At 31.7% G+C, this 18,067-nt stretch carries 13 protein-coding genes and 1 pseudogene; 11 read left to right on the top strand and 3 right to left on the bottom strand.

Going from position 1 to position 18,067, the window contains the following annotated elements; translation table 11 throughout:
• Positions 1 to 137: 137 nt before the first annotated feature.
• From TETH514_RS06910 to TETH514_RS12905, 3 genes and pseudogenes are all read left to right on the top strand, one after another.
• On the top strand, positions 138 to 1,520 hold the full coding sequence (locus tag TETH514_RS06910; RefSeq protein WP_009052256.1) for a radical SAM protein: 1,383 nt from the start codon (positions 138 to 140) through the stop codon (positions 1,518 to 1,520).
• A 19-nt stretch (positions 1,521 to 1,539) separates the two neighbouring features.
• Positions 1,540 to 3,273 (top strand): ABC transporter ATP-binding protein, encoded by a 1,734-nt coding sequence (locus TETH514_RS06915; protein WP_009052257.1) that lies wholly within the window; start codon positions 1,540 to 1,542, stop codon positions 3,271 to 3,273.
• Positions 3,274 to 3,306: 33 nt separating this feature from the next.
• A pseudogene (locus TETH514_RS12905) lies at positions 3,307 to 4,125 on the top strand (ABC transporter transmembrane domain-containing protein).
• Between the two features lie 478 nt (positions 4,126 to 4,603).
• Here TETH514_RS12905 and TETH514_RS06930 read toward each other — a convergent pair.
• Positions 4,604 to 5,959 (bottom strand): IS1380-like element ISTps2 family transposase, encoded by a 1,356-nt coding sequence (locus tag TETH514_RS06930; RefSeq protein ID WP_003867561.1) that lies wholly within the window; start codon positions 5,957 to 5,959, stop codon positions 4,604 to 4,606.
• A gap of 770 nt (positions 5,960 to 6,729) precedes the next feature.
• Between TETH514_RS06930 and TETH514_RS06935 the strand changes: the two genes are divergently transcribed.
• From TETH514_RS06935 to TETH514_RS06965, 7 genes are all read left to right on the top strand, one after another.
• Positions 6,730 to 8,094 (top strand): radical SAM protein, encoded by a 1,365-nt coding sequence (locus tag TETH514_RS06935; RefSeq protein ID WP_009052259.1) that lies wholly within the window; start codon positions 6,730 to 6,732, stop codon positions 8,092 to 8,094.
• A gap of 16 nt (positions 8,095 to 8,110) precedes the next feature.
• Positions 8,111 to 9,718: an ABC transporter ATP-binding protein gene (locus TETH514_RS06940; RefSeq protein ID WP_009052260.1), complete on the top strand. Its 1,608-nt coding sequence runs from the start codon at positions 8,111 to 8,113 to the stop codon at positions 9,716 to 9,718.
• Complete coding sequence (locus TETH514_RS06945; RefSeq protein WP_009052261.1) at positions 9,715 to 11,313, top strand: ABC transporter ATP-binding protein; 1,599 nt, start codon at positions 9,715 to 9,717, stop codon at positions 11,311 to 11,313. The genes TETH514_RS06940 and TETH514_RS06945 overlap by 4 nt, the downstream gene beginning before the upstream one ends.
• Before the next feature lie 329 nt (positions 11,314 to 11,642).
• Positions 11,643 to 12,335, top strand: a complete 693-nt coding sequence (locus TETH514_RS06950) for a DUF969 domain-containing protein (RefSeq protein WP_009052262.1) — start codon at positions 11,643 to 11,645, stop codon at positions 12,333 to 12,335.
• 25 nt (positions 12,336 to 12,360) lie between these two features.
• On the top strand, positions 12,361 to 13,317 hold the full coding sequence (locus TETH514_RS06955; RefSeq protein ID WP_003868799.1) for a DUF979 domain-containing protein: 957 nt from the start codon (positions 12,361 to 12,363) through the stop codon (positions 13,315 to 13,317).
• A gap of 26 nt (positions 13,318 to 13,343) precedes the next feature.
• Positions 13,344 to 13,955: a pyroglutamyl-peptidase I gene (pcp, locus tag TETH514_RS06960; protein WP_012268696.1), complete on the top strand. Its 612-nt coding sequence runs from the start codon at positions 13,344 to 13,346 to the stop codon at positions 13,953 to 13,955.
• A 468-nt stretch (positions 13,956 to 14,423) separates the two neighbouring features.
• Positions 14,424 to 15,110, top strand: coding sequence for a Crp/Fnr family transcriptional regulator (locus tag TETH514_RS06965; RefSeq protein WP_003868797.1), 687 nt, complete (start codon positions 14,424 to 14,426; stop codon positions 15,108 to 15,110).
• A 68-nt stretch (positions 15,111 to 15,178) separates the two neighbouring features.
• Here TETH514_RS06965 and TETH514_RS06970 read toward each other — a convergent pair whose 3' ends face one another.
• Both TETH514_RS06970 and TETH514_RS13150 read right to left on the bottom strand, forming a co-directional pair.
• Entirely contained in the window at positions 15,179 to 15,685 is a 507-nt protein-coding gene (locus TETH514_RS06970; RefSeq protein WP_009052263.1) for a type 1 glutamine amidotransferase domain-containing protein, read from the bottom strand.
• A gap of 235 nt (positions 15,686 to 15,920) precedes the next feature.
• Positions 15,921 to 16,016 (bottom strand): LysR family transcriptional regulator, encoded by a 96-nt coding sequence (locus tag TETH514_RS13150; RefSeq protein WP_100067114.1) that lies wholly within the window; start codon positions 16,014 to 16,016, stop codon positions 15,921 to 15,923.
• Between the two features lie 103 nt (positions 16,017 to 16,119).
• Between TETH514_RS13150 and TETH514_RS06975 the strand changes: the two genes are divergently transcribed.
• Positions 16,120 to 17,940 carry an NAD(P)/FAD-dependent oxidoreductase gene (locus tag TETH514_RS06975; protein WP_038016623.1) on the top strand — a complete coding sequence of 607 codons (1,821 nt, stop codon included), beginning with the start codon at positions 16,120 to 16,122 and terminating at the stop codon, positions 17,938 to 17,940.
• Positions 17,941 to 18,067: the final 127 nt, after the last annotated feature.

Raw genomic sequence — 18,067 nt, forward strand, 5'->3', positions numbered from 1 at the left:
CATTTTGTGGTTTAGCGAAAATATGCGGCGTTGAAATTAAGTAAAAATTAGGTGAGATGTGTAGTTTGAAAGACTACATATCTCACCCTCCTTTTTTCCTTGATCATAATTGGATTATAAGAAGGAGCGTGTTTTCGATGTATTATGAAAAGGCTAATGTTTATATTACTAATGACAAGAAAATATTATTTGATTTGAATAAATATGATATATACGAGATTGATGATGAAACTTTCAACTTATTTGAAGAAATATATTTTGAGGTAGAAAAAGGAGTTTTATTTGATGAAAACATTAATGAAAGCACTCCTAAAAAGAAAGAAATATATGAACTGTTGTTTAGATTTCGGAATTATAACAGTAGTGGAGAAAGAGAGACTACCCAGATAAGGATCCACACGAGCAATGAGTGTAACCTTAAGTGCAAGTACTGTTATGCAAACCATGGGGACTATAACCAAGGGCAAGCTATAATGACAGAAGAAATAGCGGAAAAAGTAGCTGATTTTATAAAGTTAAATTTTCCAAAAGTTAAAGTTATAGTATTTTTTGGAGGAGAACCTTTACTTGGATTTAAAGCTATAGGAAAGATATGTGAAAAAATGGGAAAAGAAACACATTACATTGTTAACACTAATCTTACGATTTTAAATGAAGAAATAATAAAACTAATTAACGAGTATAGTATAAATGTTACAGGAAGCATAGATGGTCCAAAGGAAATACATGATCTTAATAGGGTATATAAAAGGAACGGAAGAGGAAGCTTTGATATTGTTAGGCACAATGCTAGGAAACTTATGGAGGAAACAGAATATTTCGATACGGTGGATGCCGTATATACTCTTCCAGCTCAAAAAAAGTATTCTAAACATCAGATCGCAGAGTACCTTTACAAAGAATTTAAAGTAAAATATATTGCTATTGGCGATGTGATTACAGAAGATGAAACGCTTAAAGTAGAAAAGGAAAAGGTCCAAGATATAGAAAAAGAAGTTGAATATGTGTTTGACAATATAATCGCTGATAGGTTTATTTATCTAAATGAATACTCTCTTCCATTAATATCATTTTTCTCCAAATCATATAATGATAATTTTTGTACTACAGGTATCTCAAATATTACGATAACAGCCAGCGGGGATATATGGCCATGCCAATTGTTCATTGGGAGAAATGAATATCATATGGGGAAAATAGATTTTAACGACATTACAAACTTCGATTTTAAAAAATTCAATAAGGTGTCAGATAATTTTTACAAAATAAAGAAATCTAGATTTTCAGAATGTCAGAAATGTATTGCTAGATATTGGTGTGTAAAGTGCTTGGGAGCTATACAAAAAAATAACTTAGAAGAAAATATCATAACAAGTGAGTGTATAAATATACGGAAAATAACAGAAATAGTCTTAGAAAAATTAGGATATTACATTTTAAATGGCAATTTTGAAAAACTATACGGCAACCTAAGGAAAACAACAAAAGGAATTGAGGATAAATTTTTAAATGTTGTGTGAAAAGGAGTGAAAGACCTGTATGAGAGAATTTCTATTCAAGTATAAAAAAGAGTTTGTGCTTGCAGTATTTTTCTTAGTAGCTTCTGTATTGATAAATATTTACTTTGCTTTTATTTATAAAAAACTCATAGATGTAGCAACTACACGTGATTTGGTGAAATTTTATTCTGTTGTCAAATTCGCAGTAATGTTTACCATATTGGAAGCAGTAGTTGGATGGTTAAATAGAACAACTCGATTTCATTACATGAAAAAAACTTTGATATACCTAAAAGACAGGTTATTTAGAGCAATCATTAAAAAGGATGTGGAACATTTTAATGAAGTTAATACAGGTAAGTACATTTCAATTATTTCAAATGATGTAAAGATTGTAGAAGAGGATTATTTTAACAATTTCTTTAGGCTTTTAGGCAGTGCAGTAGGATTTGTGGCTGCATTAATTTCTCTATTTATATTAAGTTACAAAATAACTGTGATGATAATACTCATGGCAATTCTTAGTGTAATAATTCCTCGCATTTTTGATGATAAGATTGCTAAAATGAGAAACGATTATTCTGAGAGCTTAGAACTTTTTACTATAGAATCTAAAGATACTCTTACAGGACTTGAAGTGATAAAGAGCTTCGGGATAGAGGATAAAGTACATGAGAAGTTTTCAAAAGTTAATGAAGATGTGGAAGATAAAAAGCTTAAATACAGCGTGCTTTTAAATACCTCTGACACCATGTCAGAAATTTTAAGTAGCTTTATTTTCCTCTCTGTATTTGCAGTAGGTTTATACTTTAATATAAAAGGAGAGATGACTTTAGGAACGATGATTGCCTGTGTACAGCTTACCAATAACATAATTATGCCAATATACAGTATGGGTCAAAATCTCAACAGGATACTCTCATTAAAGAGCATATCACAGAAGATAAATGAAGTATTACAGGAAAAGGAAGAGAGGAATGATTATATACCAGTAAAATCTTTTAACGACTCAATAGAATTTAAAAACGTATCTTTTAGCTACACAGGGGAGACAAAAGCTTTGGATAATATAAACTTTACAATCAAAAAAGGAGGAAAGTACGCATTAGTAGGGACAAGTGGAGCAGGGAAATCCACAATACTCAAGTTATTGTTAAAACAATATGAAAACTATGAAGGAGAAATAAAATTAGATGGGATAGAATTAAGAAGAATAGACAAGAAAGACTTATTCAAGATAATAACCCTATTACATCAGAATGTATTCATATTTGACGGGACAGTAAAAGACAACATAACCCTATTTAATGACAGATACACGGATGAAGAAGTAGTAAGAGCGGCGAAGATAGCAGGATTAGGGCCGTTATTAGAGAAATTGCCAGAGGGGATATTAAGTGATGTAGGAGAAGGGGGAAAACTTTTATCGGGAGGGGAGAGGCAGAGGATAGCGATAGCTAGGTCAATAATAACAAATGCGTCAATACTGGCACTGGATGAAGCGACAGCGGCGTTAGACAATGAGACGGCGTATATGATAGAGAAGACGATACTAGATATGGACATAACAGCGATAGTTGTAACACACAGGTTGTGGAGTGAGCTACTCAAAAGGTATGACGAGATAATAGTATTAAGGGATGGAAGGATTGTGGAGAAAGGAAGGTTTGATGATTTAATGAAGATGAAAGGGTATTTTTACAGTTTGTTTAATATAGAGAAGCTGGATAAAGTAGAGGAGCGTATAGAAGAAGAGGGAATATATGTGGTGTAAGGTAAAGTGTTTTATAGAGGAGGATGAGCCAAAGTGAAGGCATTTTTGTTAAAATATAAAAAAGAATTTGTAATTGTAGTATTTTTTGCAATTCTTGCTGCTCTGATGAATGTTTTTGTAGCATTTATCTTAAAAATGTTTTTTGATGTAGCTACAATAGGCAGATTAGAGAATTTTTATACTGCCGTTGAAATAGCATTGGTTTTTGTGATTTTCAACAGCCTTGTACTCTGGTTGGCTCAAATATCTAAATTCGACTATATCAAAAAGAGCTTAATACATTTAAAAAATGTACTCTTTGAGAAAATTATAGGAAAAGATTTAAATCAATTTGATGAAGTAAATACCGGTAAATATATTTCAATTGTTTCCAACGATATAAACATGATAGAAGAAAATTATTTCAACAACTTTTTTGAACTGGTAAGCAGTGGAGTGGGATTTTTAGCAGCACTAATTGTTTTATTCATACTTAGTTATAAAATTACCTTTATAATAATTGGTTTGACAGTTTTAAGCATGTTAATACCGAGAGTTCTGGATAGAAAGATAAGCGATTTAAGATGAATTTTCTCACACAGTTTAGAAGAATATACGAGTATGGCAAAAGATATCCTCGCGGGGTTTGAGGTAATAAAAAGCTTTGGCATAGAAGGAAAGGCAAAAGAGAATTTTGAAAATGTAAATGAAGAAGTAGAGAAAAATAAGCTCAAATTCAATTTAGTACTGAATATGGCAGATGTAATTGGGTATTTTTTAGCTTTGGGTTTAATGTTAGTAGTGTTTAGATTAGGTATGTGGGAAGAAGATGCAATAGAACTACACTCCTATAATTCCATTGGGATGAAGTAATGAGTGAATCGATTTAGTTTCCTCTTTAAAGTACATCAAACGCCGGGGATGGTTCCTTTTGTCCGATTTTTAGGTTTCAAACAAAGAGAACCGTCCCCTTTGTTTGGATGATTTATGTTAAAATCCAAATTTTCAGATAATTTATTTTAAAAATCCCTTTTTAAATCCTGTACCACTGTATTTCACTGTTTTTGAAGCCATTTTACAAATTTAACCTGTTGTAACTTACAGTTACAAAATTAAACTTGAATTCGGCAAGTAGCAAGCAAATTAAAAATTCAATTTCCATGAATGTAAAAAAAACGGTGTTTTGTTATAAGTTTTGCACTTTGATAACTGCATATTTACATTGAAAGAATAAAAGCTATATCCTTTTTTACAGTTAATTTACTCTTTTAAGGTATAGCAAAGCTAACCGTCTACTTGATATGGCGGTTTCTATCATTTGGTATATTTTTTGGTATATTCTATGTGTTTACTATGTTAAGCAAAATACCATTAGTGCTTTTCGTATATACGTTATCACAGTTTTAAGAAACGGATTATTAGGATAACGTATATGCCTATAACGTCCTTTCCCAACAAGATTACCAGGTACATTATATAATATTCGCCTTATTGTGGTTATCTCATGATGACTCATAAACTCTGGCAAGATAGTCCTTTTGAACCAATTATGGAGATTGTAAGCGATCATTTTGATAAGCAAAAATATTTCGTTGCAAAATTTGTTTCTTTGACTGTTTTTTGAAAAAGCAAATCCTTCTTTTAGTTCATCTATTTTGTTTTCAATGTCGCAGCGTTGGTTGTATTCATGAAATATTTCTTCAGGTGTCATGTACTCAATATTTGTTACTATAGCTTGATATTCATATTTGAATTCGTCTATATCCATACAAATCTGCCCTGTTTTGGGCTGTGGCAGTTTTTTGCGTATAATCACAATTCTGCGTACTTTATCCCATTTAGGCATTTTTGCATATATTTCATTTACACTAAAGGTTTTATCTATTTCAGTCCAAGGATAAAGGTGTTCTCTTTGATTGACATAGTCTATAAAGCATCTGATCCATGCCTGATTTTTAGCTTTCATTACATATTCATAACCTTTAGATTCAAAATACAGCATATTATCGTAGTCAAATGCTCCACGGTCAACGCGTACTCGCTTAATTATCCAATTTTCAGGAAGCTGTTCTTCGCAAGATTTTACAAAATCTAAGAAACCATGATTTGTGTGATGTTTACCTTCTTCAAGAGTAACATTAACAAGTTCATCAGTATTAGCAATAATGCCGATTTTCTCTTTGAAAGATGGTCGACCATGGTACCTTGGATTATAACCTACTGAAGCACCTTCCTGCTCTCCAAATATAGTACAAACTGTATCATCAAAATTCATAATGACTTCACGTTTCGTTCCTTTAGATTGCAAGGAAAGCAAAGTCTTGTTAATAAGTCTTAATTCTTCAAGAGAACTTTCAGGCAAAGCTTTAATTAAGTCTCTGCATACTTTTTCGCTGGGAACTTTATGCCCTTTAATTTCTGTGTATGCATTATCATATCTTAGTTGGTCCATGTGAAGAAAGCGGGTATTCCCTTGAATTACAGAATCAATCATAAAGTCAATAATCTCGGCTGGTTGAAAAACAGCATTTGGTGCTTTTTTAAAGGATAATATGCTTGAAAGAATTTTATTAAAGCCGATTTTTTCTTTAAATGCTTGGATATAGGTGAAAGTTACATTGTTTGATACTGTAAAATTATCAAAAGTTGCTGGCAAAATATATTTTGAAAACCCCTTTTCTTTTGTAAGATTAAGTGTTAAACTCATATTATGGAGATTCTCCTTTCTGTTAATGTTTTTGTTTGACACTTAAATTTTATCAGAAAAAGGGGAATCTCCATATATTTTTTGTAAAAAATTTTTCACTTAATTTAGCCCTCAAATGGCTCTATTTGGGCATTTCGTAAATTCACTTGCCGAATCCAAGTTTAAATTTAAATAATTAGGGTATATTCAAAAGTAGCTAAAAAGGTAGGTTTTCTTCTTTCTTAAAAATATTTCTATGTTGTATATAAAAGAATAATTCGACAAATATGAGGGGAAATTCTACATAAAAGATAAAGAATTCAAGAGTGATAGGAAAAAGTATGTCTCCAGAATCGCTTAAATGAAGGCTTTTGAATTTTGCACAAGTCTATTTCAAAAAGCAAGGAGGTGAAAAATAAATGAAGGTACTTTCACCAGCAAAGTTAGAACAAAATGGATTAAAGGTAATTCCACCACTTTGTGGACCTTGTTCCCATTTGGGTGGATGTAGAAGTATTGAGATATACTAAAATAAAAGATACAAACTATTCTTGAATAAAAAATGCTGTGCTCATAAGAGAGTAACCAATATGTGCCTTATGAGCACAGCAAGGATTTCTTTTTTGTGGGTTTTGGTTTTGATAATTACTGCTTTTGACACGAAGCAAGAAGCTTTCTCTTTTCTCAAATCCTTCTCTATAATCTTTTCCCTACCAAGTATTGTAAGGTTTAATATACCTCAAAATTAGAGGTTTATCTGACATAATTTATAGACTTTAGGGGTGTGAAAAATGAAATTTACAAAATTTTACTCTTTTTTAGATGTAAACCAACATCATTATTTGTTAAATACCATAAATTCTGCGTTGATAGAGCTGGATGATGAACACTACGAGAAACTTAAAAAAGCTTTTTATCTAAATAATCCAGATGTCATTGAAACCGATGAAAAAAATGTACTAGCAGACAATGGTTTTTTAATTGAAGACACAATAGATGAGTACTTGAGTATTCGAAACAAGTATCTTTTCTCTAAGTATAACGTTTCTTATAATTTGAAGTTAGATATTGCTGTTACTAATAAATGTAATTTTTCTTGTGTATATTGTTACGAAAATTTTTCTGATAGTAAGATGTCATTTGAACTTAATGATGAAATAAAAAGCAAATTCTGTAATAATTTGAGAAAATATTTAAATCATATGATAATGAATTATAAAGTAAAATCGCTTCAAGTAACTTGGTATGGTGGTGAACCTTCACTTGAATGGTCCTTAATCTTTACATTAAATAATGAGTTTATAAAATTAGGAAATGAACATCATATACGATATAAAAATGTGATTGTTACTAACGGTTTTTTAATTGACGAAAGTATAGCTACTAAATTATCGCAACAAAACACAGAATATGTACAAATAACTGTTGATGGACCCGAAATAATTCATGATAAGAGAAGATATCTTGCTAATAAAAAAGGGACCTATTCAAAGATTTTAGATGGGATATACAATCTTCTGAAAAACGGAGTAAATACAGTTGTAAGAGTAAATATTGATAAAGGTAATATAGATTATATTGAGATATTAATAGAGGAATTATATAGTAGATTTCAAACGTTTGTAGGAAAAGGTTTGCTTTCACTTGATTTAGCAAGAGTATTTGGGCATCGAGATTCTTTTTCACTTTCGGAGTTTTATAGCAAACGTAAAATTATTATGAAAAAAGCAGTAAAATTAGGATTTATTAACCCATCACTTGAAAGTGGTGGTGTAAGAGCATATTGTAATGCAGAAACTGATGTACTTAGTAATCTTACTATTGATGTTTTTGGGAATATATACAAATGTTGGAATTATGTTTTTGTCAAGGATTCTAGCTATTGTACTTTAGATGAGCTTATTGAAAATAATTTTGAAATATTACCTCAAAACAAAAATAGATTGGATTACGTGGAAAAAGTGTCACTTCTAAATGCTAACAATGGGCAATGCTTAAAATGTAAATATATTACATACTGTGCTGGTCTATGTCCAGATGTGAGAAAAAAAATAGCAAACGGAGAAGAAGAAAATATTTATAAAAATGAAAAATGCAAATCAATAGTAGAAGATTTAATAAAAGAGCAGATTAAATTAATTTATAATACAGACTAAATAAAGGGGTTTTATTATGGAAGCAATAAAAAAGTTTAAAGTTTTGTGGGAGATAATTCCTAAAAAAGATAAAATTTATTATATTGCTTACACCATAATTTCAATAATTCATTCATTATTGTTTGTTCTTTTGCCTTTCTTGTATAGAGATATTATAAACGCAGTTACTACAAGAGTTTATCCTGAAGAAAAAGTGTTTTTTTACATCGCTCTCACGATACTTGGGTATGCATCAATAAGATTGTGGAGTTTGATGAATGTATACATAAAAGAAAAAATGACTAAAAATCTTTTAGATAAGCTTTTTTCCTCTATACTTAAGATGGATTTAAAATTTTTTATAAGAAAAGATGCAGGTTACTGGGCGAGTATATTTTCAAATGATGTGAGATTTGCCTCACAGCTTTACAGCGATTTTCTTTACACTCTTCCGGCAGAATTTATCGTGTTTATTGCTATACTGGCAATTTTATTTGTCTACTGCAAACCGCTTTTAATTATAGTTACTGTTATTCTTTTTGCAGTAACCCTTATAAGTTTATTGAGAGAAAAATATGTAATTCCTCATTATGACAGAGCGCAAGAGAATTTAAGGATAACAAGTGACCATATAAATGCGTACTTAAAGGGGATAGAGGACCTCATACACTACAGAGGGGAGTCTTTTTTGAAGAAGAAATTTTTAGAGGATTTCAGCTCTTATATTGACAATATCAAAAACTATCTCTTAAGAGATTTTCTAAATGGATATTCTATAAACCTTTTTAATGAATTTGGGAAACTTGCAGCTATAGGTATGTCTTTACTGTTTTTTGTAAGGGGAGACTTTAGTTTTGGCACAGCAGTAATGCTAATAACGTTTTCTACAATGTCTTATGATAAAGCTAATTATATTGTTGAAAACTTGAAATGGCTTCAGAATTTTCCACCTCATATAGAAAAAATACAAGAGGCAATTGAATTACCGGAAGTAGAGATGGAAGATAAAGGCACAGGTAATTTTGAAGAATTGATTTTAAATAATGTTAGTTTTAGCTATGATGGAAAGCTTGTTTTAAAAAACTTTAGTATGCAGGTGAAAAAAGGTGAGATAGTTGCTTTAATTGGCAGGAGCGGGATAGGAAAATCGACTGTTTTAAAGATTATAACGGGATTTTTAAAACCTCAAAAGGGAGAAGTAATTTTTTTACAGGGGAAGCCTAAAATAGGCATGTTATTTCAAGGAGGGCGATTATTTAACCGCACTCTTAGAGAAAACTTGCTTATAGCAAAACCAAATGCCTCTGAAGAAGAATTGGTAGAAGCCTTGAAAAAGGCAGGACTGTTGGAGTGGTTTGAGAAACTGCCAAAAGGGTTTGATACACAAATAGGACAGACAGGAAAGCTTATTTCAGGAGGAGAACGGTCGAGATTGTCACTAGCAAGGACGATTTTGTTTGATCCGGAAATTCTTTTACTTGATGAGCCTTTGGTAGGTGTAGACCAAGATAGAAAAGAAGAAATACTTGATACACTAAAAGAACTGCTAAAAGGCAAAACCTGCATTTTAGTTACTCATGATAAGAGTTTATTGAGAATTGCTGACAGGACAATATATATAATGGAAGAGGAAGATGCAGTATGACTAATATAAAATGGGTGTTTCGTTCAATAAATAAAACTCTTTTGATAAGCTTTTTTGCTGTTTTTTCCGTATATTTGCTATCTGAAACAGGACTTTTAATATTGCCATTACTTTATGGGCAGATTTTAAATACAGTTGAAAGCACAAGGATTTTTCCATTACATCTTTTTATGATGCTCTTAGGCTTTACTGTTTTGCTTCTGACACTTAGGTCTTATACAAGTTTTATAAACAGCAGGCAGCAGGCTAAAATTCACGAAAACCTCTGTTTAGTTGCAATCAAAAAAATATTTAATCTTCCTCCTTCCAAAGTTGCGGAAAAAGGGTCAAAATATTATACAGACACGGTTTTGGAAAGGACGAGAGAGGTTTCTACTCTTTTTGACATTAAAGCTATGACAGGAATTATTAATCTCATAAAGCTTTTTGTAATAACAGTAATAATATTTTTTATAGATAAAATTGTGGGAGTTGTCTCAGTTGTCCTTATCCTCATATCTATCTGCATCTATAAATATGGAAATGAATATTTTATGAAACACAATAAAGAATTGATAGAGAAGAAAATGGAGTATCTGAGCAACGTAGAAGACACTATAAAAAACAAAGAGGAGATACATGTATTGAATGCTTTTTCCTATGAGTTAAAAAGAAATGATATTTTTACAGAAGAATTAAGGAAAATGGCGTCTAAAATTTTTGCTAGAGATTTTATTCACTTTTTTATAGAGCTTGATTTTGTAAGGATTTTTTATGAACTATTGGTCTTTACATGGGGCCTTTATCAGGTGTACATTGGAAGCTATCAAATAGGTGCAGGAATAGTGCTTATTGGGTACAGTACAATGATTACAGGGCCAATCGTATATTTAAATTCAATTCTTTTAAATATAAAAAACAGCCTAAATGCAGTTGATATTCTAAAGGAATTAGAGGTAAAAGAAGAAGGGGTAATTGTACCTGAAGGAGAAATTGAAGAAATCATTTTTGACAAAGTTAACTATACAGTAAATGGTAGAGATATTTTTAAAGATTTTTCTTTTAGTATTAAAAAAGGTGAAAGGATTGCCATTTTAGGACCTTCTGGTAAAGGGAAAAGCACGCTTGTTACACTTATTTTAAAAGACATCAAGCCTACATCAGGTAAGATACTCATAAATGGGAAGGACATAAACTTTATTTCTAAGGACTGGCTCTATCAGCAGATTGCAGTGCTTTCTCAGAATTCTACTTTGTTTCCGGCAACAATTGAAGAAAATATAAAATTAGGGGAGGACTTTTACAGGAGGGAGGAGTTAGAGGGGATTTTAAGAATAGTGAAACTTCCTTTTGATTTGGATTATACAATTGAAGAAAATGTTTCAAATGTTTCTCAAGGTGAAAAAGAGAGAATTTTACTGGCAAGGCTTATAGCTCACGACAAAAACTTTATTATTCTTGATGAACCTCTTGAGGGAGTGGACATTGAGACTAAAAAAGAAATCATAAGCTTTTTAAAGGAGTATCTTAAAGATAGGACAGCTTTAGTGATAACACATAGAGATGAAATTGCACAAAACCTATGTGAGAGGGAAGTAAGGATAGATGAGAGATAATAGCAATTTTTTTATTGTCTAAACCTTATAAAAAATGGCATTCACAAGGTCGGGGGTTCAAGTACCCTTGGCTCCACCAAAAAAGTACTGAAAAATGGGAGCACTTAGGGTTCATTTGCCTAAGTGCTTTTCTTTTTTACTACAAAATTGTTGTAATGGCCTAAAAAGATATAAAAGTTTATGCATAAGTGTCATGGTAAAAATAGGATTTGCAGGATTTATAAATAATTATGACTAAAAATTTATAAAATTGTAGCCGTGGCCACAGTTTTATTTATGTATTGTGATATAATTACAAAAAATAAATCCATTTTAAAGGGGGATAGTTTATGATTAAGTTAATTGGTATTTTAATCATTATTGTGGGATTTGTCTTGAAGCTCGATACTTTAGCAGTGGTTTTAATTGCTGGTATTGTGACTGGCCTGGTGGCAGGGGTACCTTTTCATAAAATTGTAGAAATTTTAGGAAAAGCTTTTGTAGACAATAGATATATGTCTATATTTATTATCTCATTGCCTGTAATTGGAATACTTGAAAGGTATGGTCTCCGTGAAAGGGCTGCATATGTAATAGGAAAGATAAAAGCAGCTACAGTGGGAAAAGTAACTTCTTTATATTTAGCACTTAGGACATTGGCAGCGATGTTCGGCTTAAGGCTTGGCGGACATGTACAATTTATACGACCTTTGATATTACCTATGGCAGAAGGGGCAGCAATGAATAGATATGGCGAAATAAAAAGCGAAGACCATGAAACAATTAAGGGGTTAGAAGCTGCAGTAGAAAACTATGGTAATTTCTTTGGGCAGAATGCTTTTGTTGCAGCAGGAGGTGTTTTGCTAATTGTTGGTGTATTAAAAGAATTAAACTATACTGTAGAAGCTTTAGATATCGCAAAAGCGTCAATACCTATCGCGTTAATAATAATGGTAGTTGGTACTTTGCAGTTTTTCTATTATGACAGAAAATTTGACCAAAAGTATGGGATAAGAACGAGGTCCAAAAAAGAAAATAGGTAAAATGCTTAGGAAGGAGGAGTATTGAATGCTTAAGGATTCTTTAACTGAAATCCTATACATTATGATGGGCATAGTTTCTTTTTACTCAGCGTATGCTACACTAAAAGAAAAAAATCATCCTTCAAAAATCCCTACTGCTTTATTTTGGGGGTTATTAGGAATAATTTTTACATTTAGTCGAATAGGCTTATTGTGGGGTAATAAAAACATTTATATACCTGATATATATACAGGATACATGGTTATTGTATTGACTCTATTATCTGCATTTCGATTAGTCAAAATTGGAAAATTTGACGAATCAACCTCAGAATTTAAAGAACAAATGTCACAAAAAATTGGCAATCTAATTTTTGTTCCAGCTTTGGCTCTTGGCATAGTTACATTTATTGTTGCTCAAATATGGACAAAACAACTTGGCTCTCTTGTTGCATTTTGGATATCGACTGTAGTTGCAGCAATTTTAGCATTGGTGATTACAAAAGGGAAAGTTAAAGAAATGGCTGATGATGGTAGAAGATTACTTGAAGTAGTAGGACCTATAAGCATTTTACCGCAACTTCTTGCTGCTTTAGGAGCTGTTTTTACAGTTGCAGGTGTAGGTGAAGTAATAGCAAGTGGGATAAAGACAATTATTCCTCAGGGTAATATACTTTTAGGGGTAATTGCTTATTGTGTAGGAATGGCTCTATTTACAATGATAATGGGCAATGCTTTTGCAGCATTTGCGGTTATTACAGCAGGAATTGGAATCCCTTTTGTAATAGCTCAAGGAGGGAATCCGGTGATAGTAGCGGCTTTAGGTATGACAGCAGGATATTGTGGAACTTTAATGACACCAATGGCGGCGAATTTTAATATAGTTCCGACTGCAATATTGGAAATGGAAGATAAGAAATATGGAGTTATAAAATATCAAGTTCCTGTAGCTATTGCCATGCTCATTATTCACATAATACTAATGTATTTTTGGGCGTTTTAATATTTTTATGAAAGGGTGATATGATAATGAAAATACTAGTAACAGCTTTTGATCCTTTTGGGGGGGAAAATATTAACCCTTCTTATGAAGTATTAAAAAACTTGAAAGATAATATAGAAGGTGCGGAGATAATTAAGATTCAGGTTCCTACTGTTTTTTATCTTTCTGTTGAGAAAGTAATAGAAAAAATAAAGGAAGTTAAGCCGGATGCAGTTCTAAGTATTGGACAGGCTGGCGGGCGATATGATATAACTGTTGAAAGAATAGCGATTAATATTGATGATGCTAGAATTCCAGATAATATAGGGCAACAACCAATTGATACCCCGATTGACCCTGAAGGTGCTCCAGCTTATTTTGCTACTATTCCCATAAAAGAGATAGTAGAAGAGATAAAAAAAGAAAATATACCGGCATCAATTTCTAATACAGCAGGTACGTTTGTGTGCAATCATTTAATGTATGGAATTCTCAATTATGTTCACAAAAACGGATTAAATATTAAAGCAGGCTTTATTCACATACCTTATTTGCCAGTGCAAGTTTTGAATAAGCCTTATACTCCTTCCATGTCTTTAGGGGATATGGTTAAAGCTATAGAAACTGCTATAAAAGTAATTGCAAAAAAAAGTAGATAGCAGTTATTTAGGAGAAACAAAAAAATTATTTGTATATGGGGAGAGATTATTACTTTCTATGATGATGGCAGCGTTTTGCCAAGTATTGATGAATTAGAGTTGTATTTTGGAGATAATCATGAAATTATGTATCTGAGAGAAAAAAGATAAGTGTTTTATGAGGATGGCAAGAAAGAATATGTAGATATTTATGTATATAAAAAGGACATAAAAAACGAGCCTCATATTTATATTGCAACGTGTGATTGGAGGGTATTTTTACTAAATAGATGAAACTATTTTAGGCATGGGGATTTTATGCTCCATGCTTTTTTGATATAAAAGATCAAAATATAGAAATATAATTTTGAAAATAGTATAATAAATTTTAAGGTTGACTTTTTTAATTAAACATATTGTAAAAATAGTAAAATTGTTGGTGCAATTTTTATTGTTTCAAACAGGAGAGAAGTGGGGAGCTGAAAGGGGATGACTATAAGTTCGGTATATAATGAAATGTTTGATATAAATCGACAGAAAGATATGAGAAAATTTTTCCTTAATATAGCTATACAGGGATATAAAAAGAGTTTTTTGAAAAATGAAACTATAACAATTAATTATAACAAACCATATATTGCCATAATAACGAAAGGGTTGATAAAGCAATTTATTTCAAATAAAAATGGAAAGATAAAAGTCCTTTATTTGTTGCAACCAGGGGAAATATTTGGAGAATTTTCCTATTTAGGAGGAGGATTTGATTTAATTGAAGGTCAAGCTATAAAAGATAGTGAAATATCTATTATTTTTGAAGATAAATTAAGTTCTATTCTGGAAACAAATCCTGATATGTATAAATATATTGCTCATAGCATGAGCAGAAAATTTAGAATTGTTACTATGCAGATGAGCGATTTAATTTTCAAAGATTCAATGGGAAGACTGTGCGATTTTCTAATTAGATTATTCTATCAACAAGGCAAGAAGATAAAAAAAGGTTATATAATAGATATTCCTTTAACCCATGAGAATATTGCCAATTTAATAGGATGTGATAGAGTAACGGTTACAAAAGGACTAAATAAGTTAAAAAAAGAAGGTTTAATTGAGATAGATGGAAAAAAGATTATAATAAAAGACCTTCGCTACCTTGAAAAGTATATAGATTCATAACATTTAATCGTGAAATAATAAGTTGCGAGCCCCGTCACTTATTAGGGGGTTCGCAATAAAAAGTATAATTATTTAACCGTTTCAATTATAGCTTTTACAAAAGCTACTAAATCGTTAGGAGTTCTGGAGGTTATTAAATTTCCATCTACAACTACTTCTTCATCTACATACTGGGCTCCTGCATTTATTAAATCATCTTTTATTGAGAAAAAGCTTGTAACTTTTTTTCCTTTTAAATTGCAGGCGGAAGCCATAATCCATGGTCCATGGCAAATAGCTGCTATGGTTTTTTGCAGTTTGTCCATTTCTTTGACAAAATTAATAGTGTCATTACATCTTCTCATATGATCAGGTGAATAACCGCCGGGGATTATTACCGCATCGTAATCTTCGGCTTTTACATCTTTAGAAGCATGGGTGCTTTTCATTGGATATCCATGTTTTCCTGTATATACTTTGTCTTTTTCTGGACCTATTAAATGTACTTCATATCCCTCTTCTTTGAGCCTATAGTATGGATATAGTAGTTCTGGCTCTTCATACATATTCTCAATTAAGATAGCAATTTTTTTCATAAGAATTCACCTCTTAGAATTTTTATAGTTAACATTATTATAACATTTATGGCAACCTATGTCAAGAATTAAAATTGTAAACAAAATTCTCTATTGTTTCAAAAACCTCTCGAGTACTGCTTCATCTTCTCGAGAGCTTCATCTAATAATGAGGAGATTCTTTTAGCATATTCTTTTAAAACTTTTCCTGCATAAGTTAATGAGTTTTTTATTTATTCTTTCAAATAATTTTATGTTATGGACGATGAGTCATGCAAAGTTTTTTGGCGGCTTTTGACATACTTCCTTCTTGGCAGACAGTTAAAAAAATTTTTAATTGGCGTAAGTTCACATTATCACCTCATAAGTTTGTACTTATGGGTATTATAAAATTATACTATTTTACTTATAATGATACAAGAGGTACAATATTAATTATGAAAGAGGTGATAAATATGCTATTGAAAGAAGGTAAAATAGGAAAGATTAAGTTAAAAAACAGACTAATTATGTTACCGACTGTTACAAATTTATCAAACGAAGGCTTTGTAAGCGAAAGAGAAGTGGAATATTATAAAAGAAGGTCAAAAGGTGTTTCATTGGTCATTGTAGGTGCGAGTTACGTAAACAAATTAGGAAAATTTTTCATAAATCAAATTGGAATAGATGACGATGATAAAATAGAAGGCCTTAAAAGATTATCGGAAGTCATACGTCAAAACGGTGCAAAAGCTGGTATTCAACTTGCAATGCACAATCCAAAATACAAACCTTCAGATTTTACAAAAGAGCAGCTTCAAGATTTTGTACAAAATTTTGTAGAGGCAGCAATAAGGGCGGAAAAATCTGGTTTTGATGCTGTGGAGTTGCATTTTGCTCACGGATGGTTTGTAAATCAATTTTTATCTCCTGATACAAACAAAAGGACTGACGAATACGGAGGAAATTTTGAAGGAAGGACAAAGTTTGCACTTGATATATTGCGAGAAGTTAAAAAAACTATTCCGGAGATGACGGTAATTTGCAGGATTAATGGCAGTGATTTTACAGATAGAGGCTTTACAATTGAAGAGAGTGTAAGATTCGCAAAACTGTTAGAATACCATGGTGCTGATGCTTTAGATATATCCTCAGGTGTATCTTCCACATCGGAGTACCATATCTCTCCTATGGGAATTGGAGATAAGCCTTTGATTGGAATTGTAAAGAGGATAAAAGAAAATGTAACTATACCTGTTATAGCGATTGATAAGCTCGGCAGTGTTTATGATTGGGAAAAAGTTTTAGAGGATGGCATAGCTGATTTTATAGGGATAGCTCGTGGTTTCATAGGAGATCCGGATTTGGCGGAAAAATTGATAAAAGGACACGAAGAAGATATAAGGTATTGCATTCACTGCAATCAGGCGTGTATTGCATACATTCAAAAAGGACTTTCTGTTTCTTGCATGATTAATCCAGAGGTAGGAAGAGAAAAAGAATTTGAAGTAAAGACCGATAAACCATTAAATATAGCTGTAATTGGCGGCGGGCCAGCGGGCATGTCTGCGGCCAAATATCTCGCAAAAAAAGGCCATAACGTTACTTTGTTTGAAAAAGAAAATAAACTTGGTGGACAACTAAATGTAGCAAAAGTGCCTCCTCATAAACAAGAGATAGGAAAAGTTATTGAATATCTGGAAAATGATTTAAAGAAATACAATGTCAAAGTACATTTAAATAAAAAAATAAGTTTACAGGAAATAAAAGAAATGCCTTATGATAAAATTGTCATTGCTACAGGCTCAAAGCCAGCTAAAATCAATTTGGATGCGGATATAAATCCCTACATGGCTATTGAAGTATTGGAGGGAAATATTCCAAAAGGAAGAGATATTGCAATAATTGGTGGAGGCCTTACTGGACTTGAAACAGCCGAATACCTTGCTGAAAAAGGGAAAAAAGTGACAGTTTTAGAAATGAAAGAAGAAGTTGGCGAAGGGATATACCCAATGGTTAAAAAACTGATTTTAAATAGATTAAAAGAACTTAAAGTTGATATAATCACAAATGCTTTAATAAAAGAAATATCTGGGGGGAAACTCATGTATACTTCCAAGGACACATATAAAGTAGTCAAAGTGGAGGATGTAGTTTTAGCAGTTGGAAATTTACCTGATACTGAATTTGAGGAACTAAAAAATGAGAACAGATATTATTTCATTGGTGACTGCAAAACTGTTGCTTCTGCAGTAGAAGCGATAAGGGATGGAGCAGAGCTTTCACTCATTATATAGAGGGAGGATATGAGGTTTATTAAGCTTACCCATTTAATGGTTAGATAAGTAAGAAATGGTAATATAAGCCATGAGATGCTCTTGTTGTGATGAGAAAATTAAAGAAAAACTAAGATATTAAGAGAAA

Origin of the sequence: Thermoanaerobacter sp. X514, assembly GCF_000019065.1 — a bacterium.
In the GTDB taxonomy this organism is placed as follows: domain Bacteria; phylum Bacillota; class Thermoanaerobacteria; order Thermoanaerobacterales; family Thermoanaerobacteraceae; genus Thermoanaerobacter; species Thermoanaerobacter pseudethanolicus.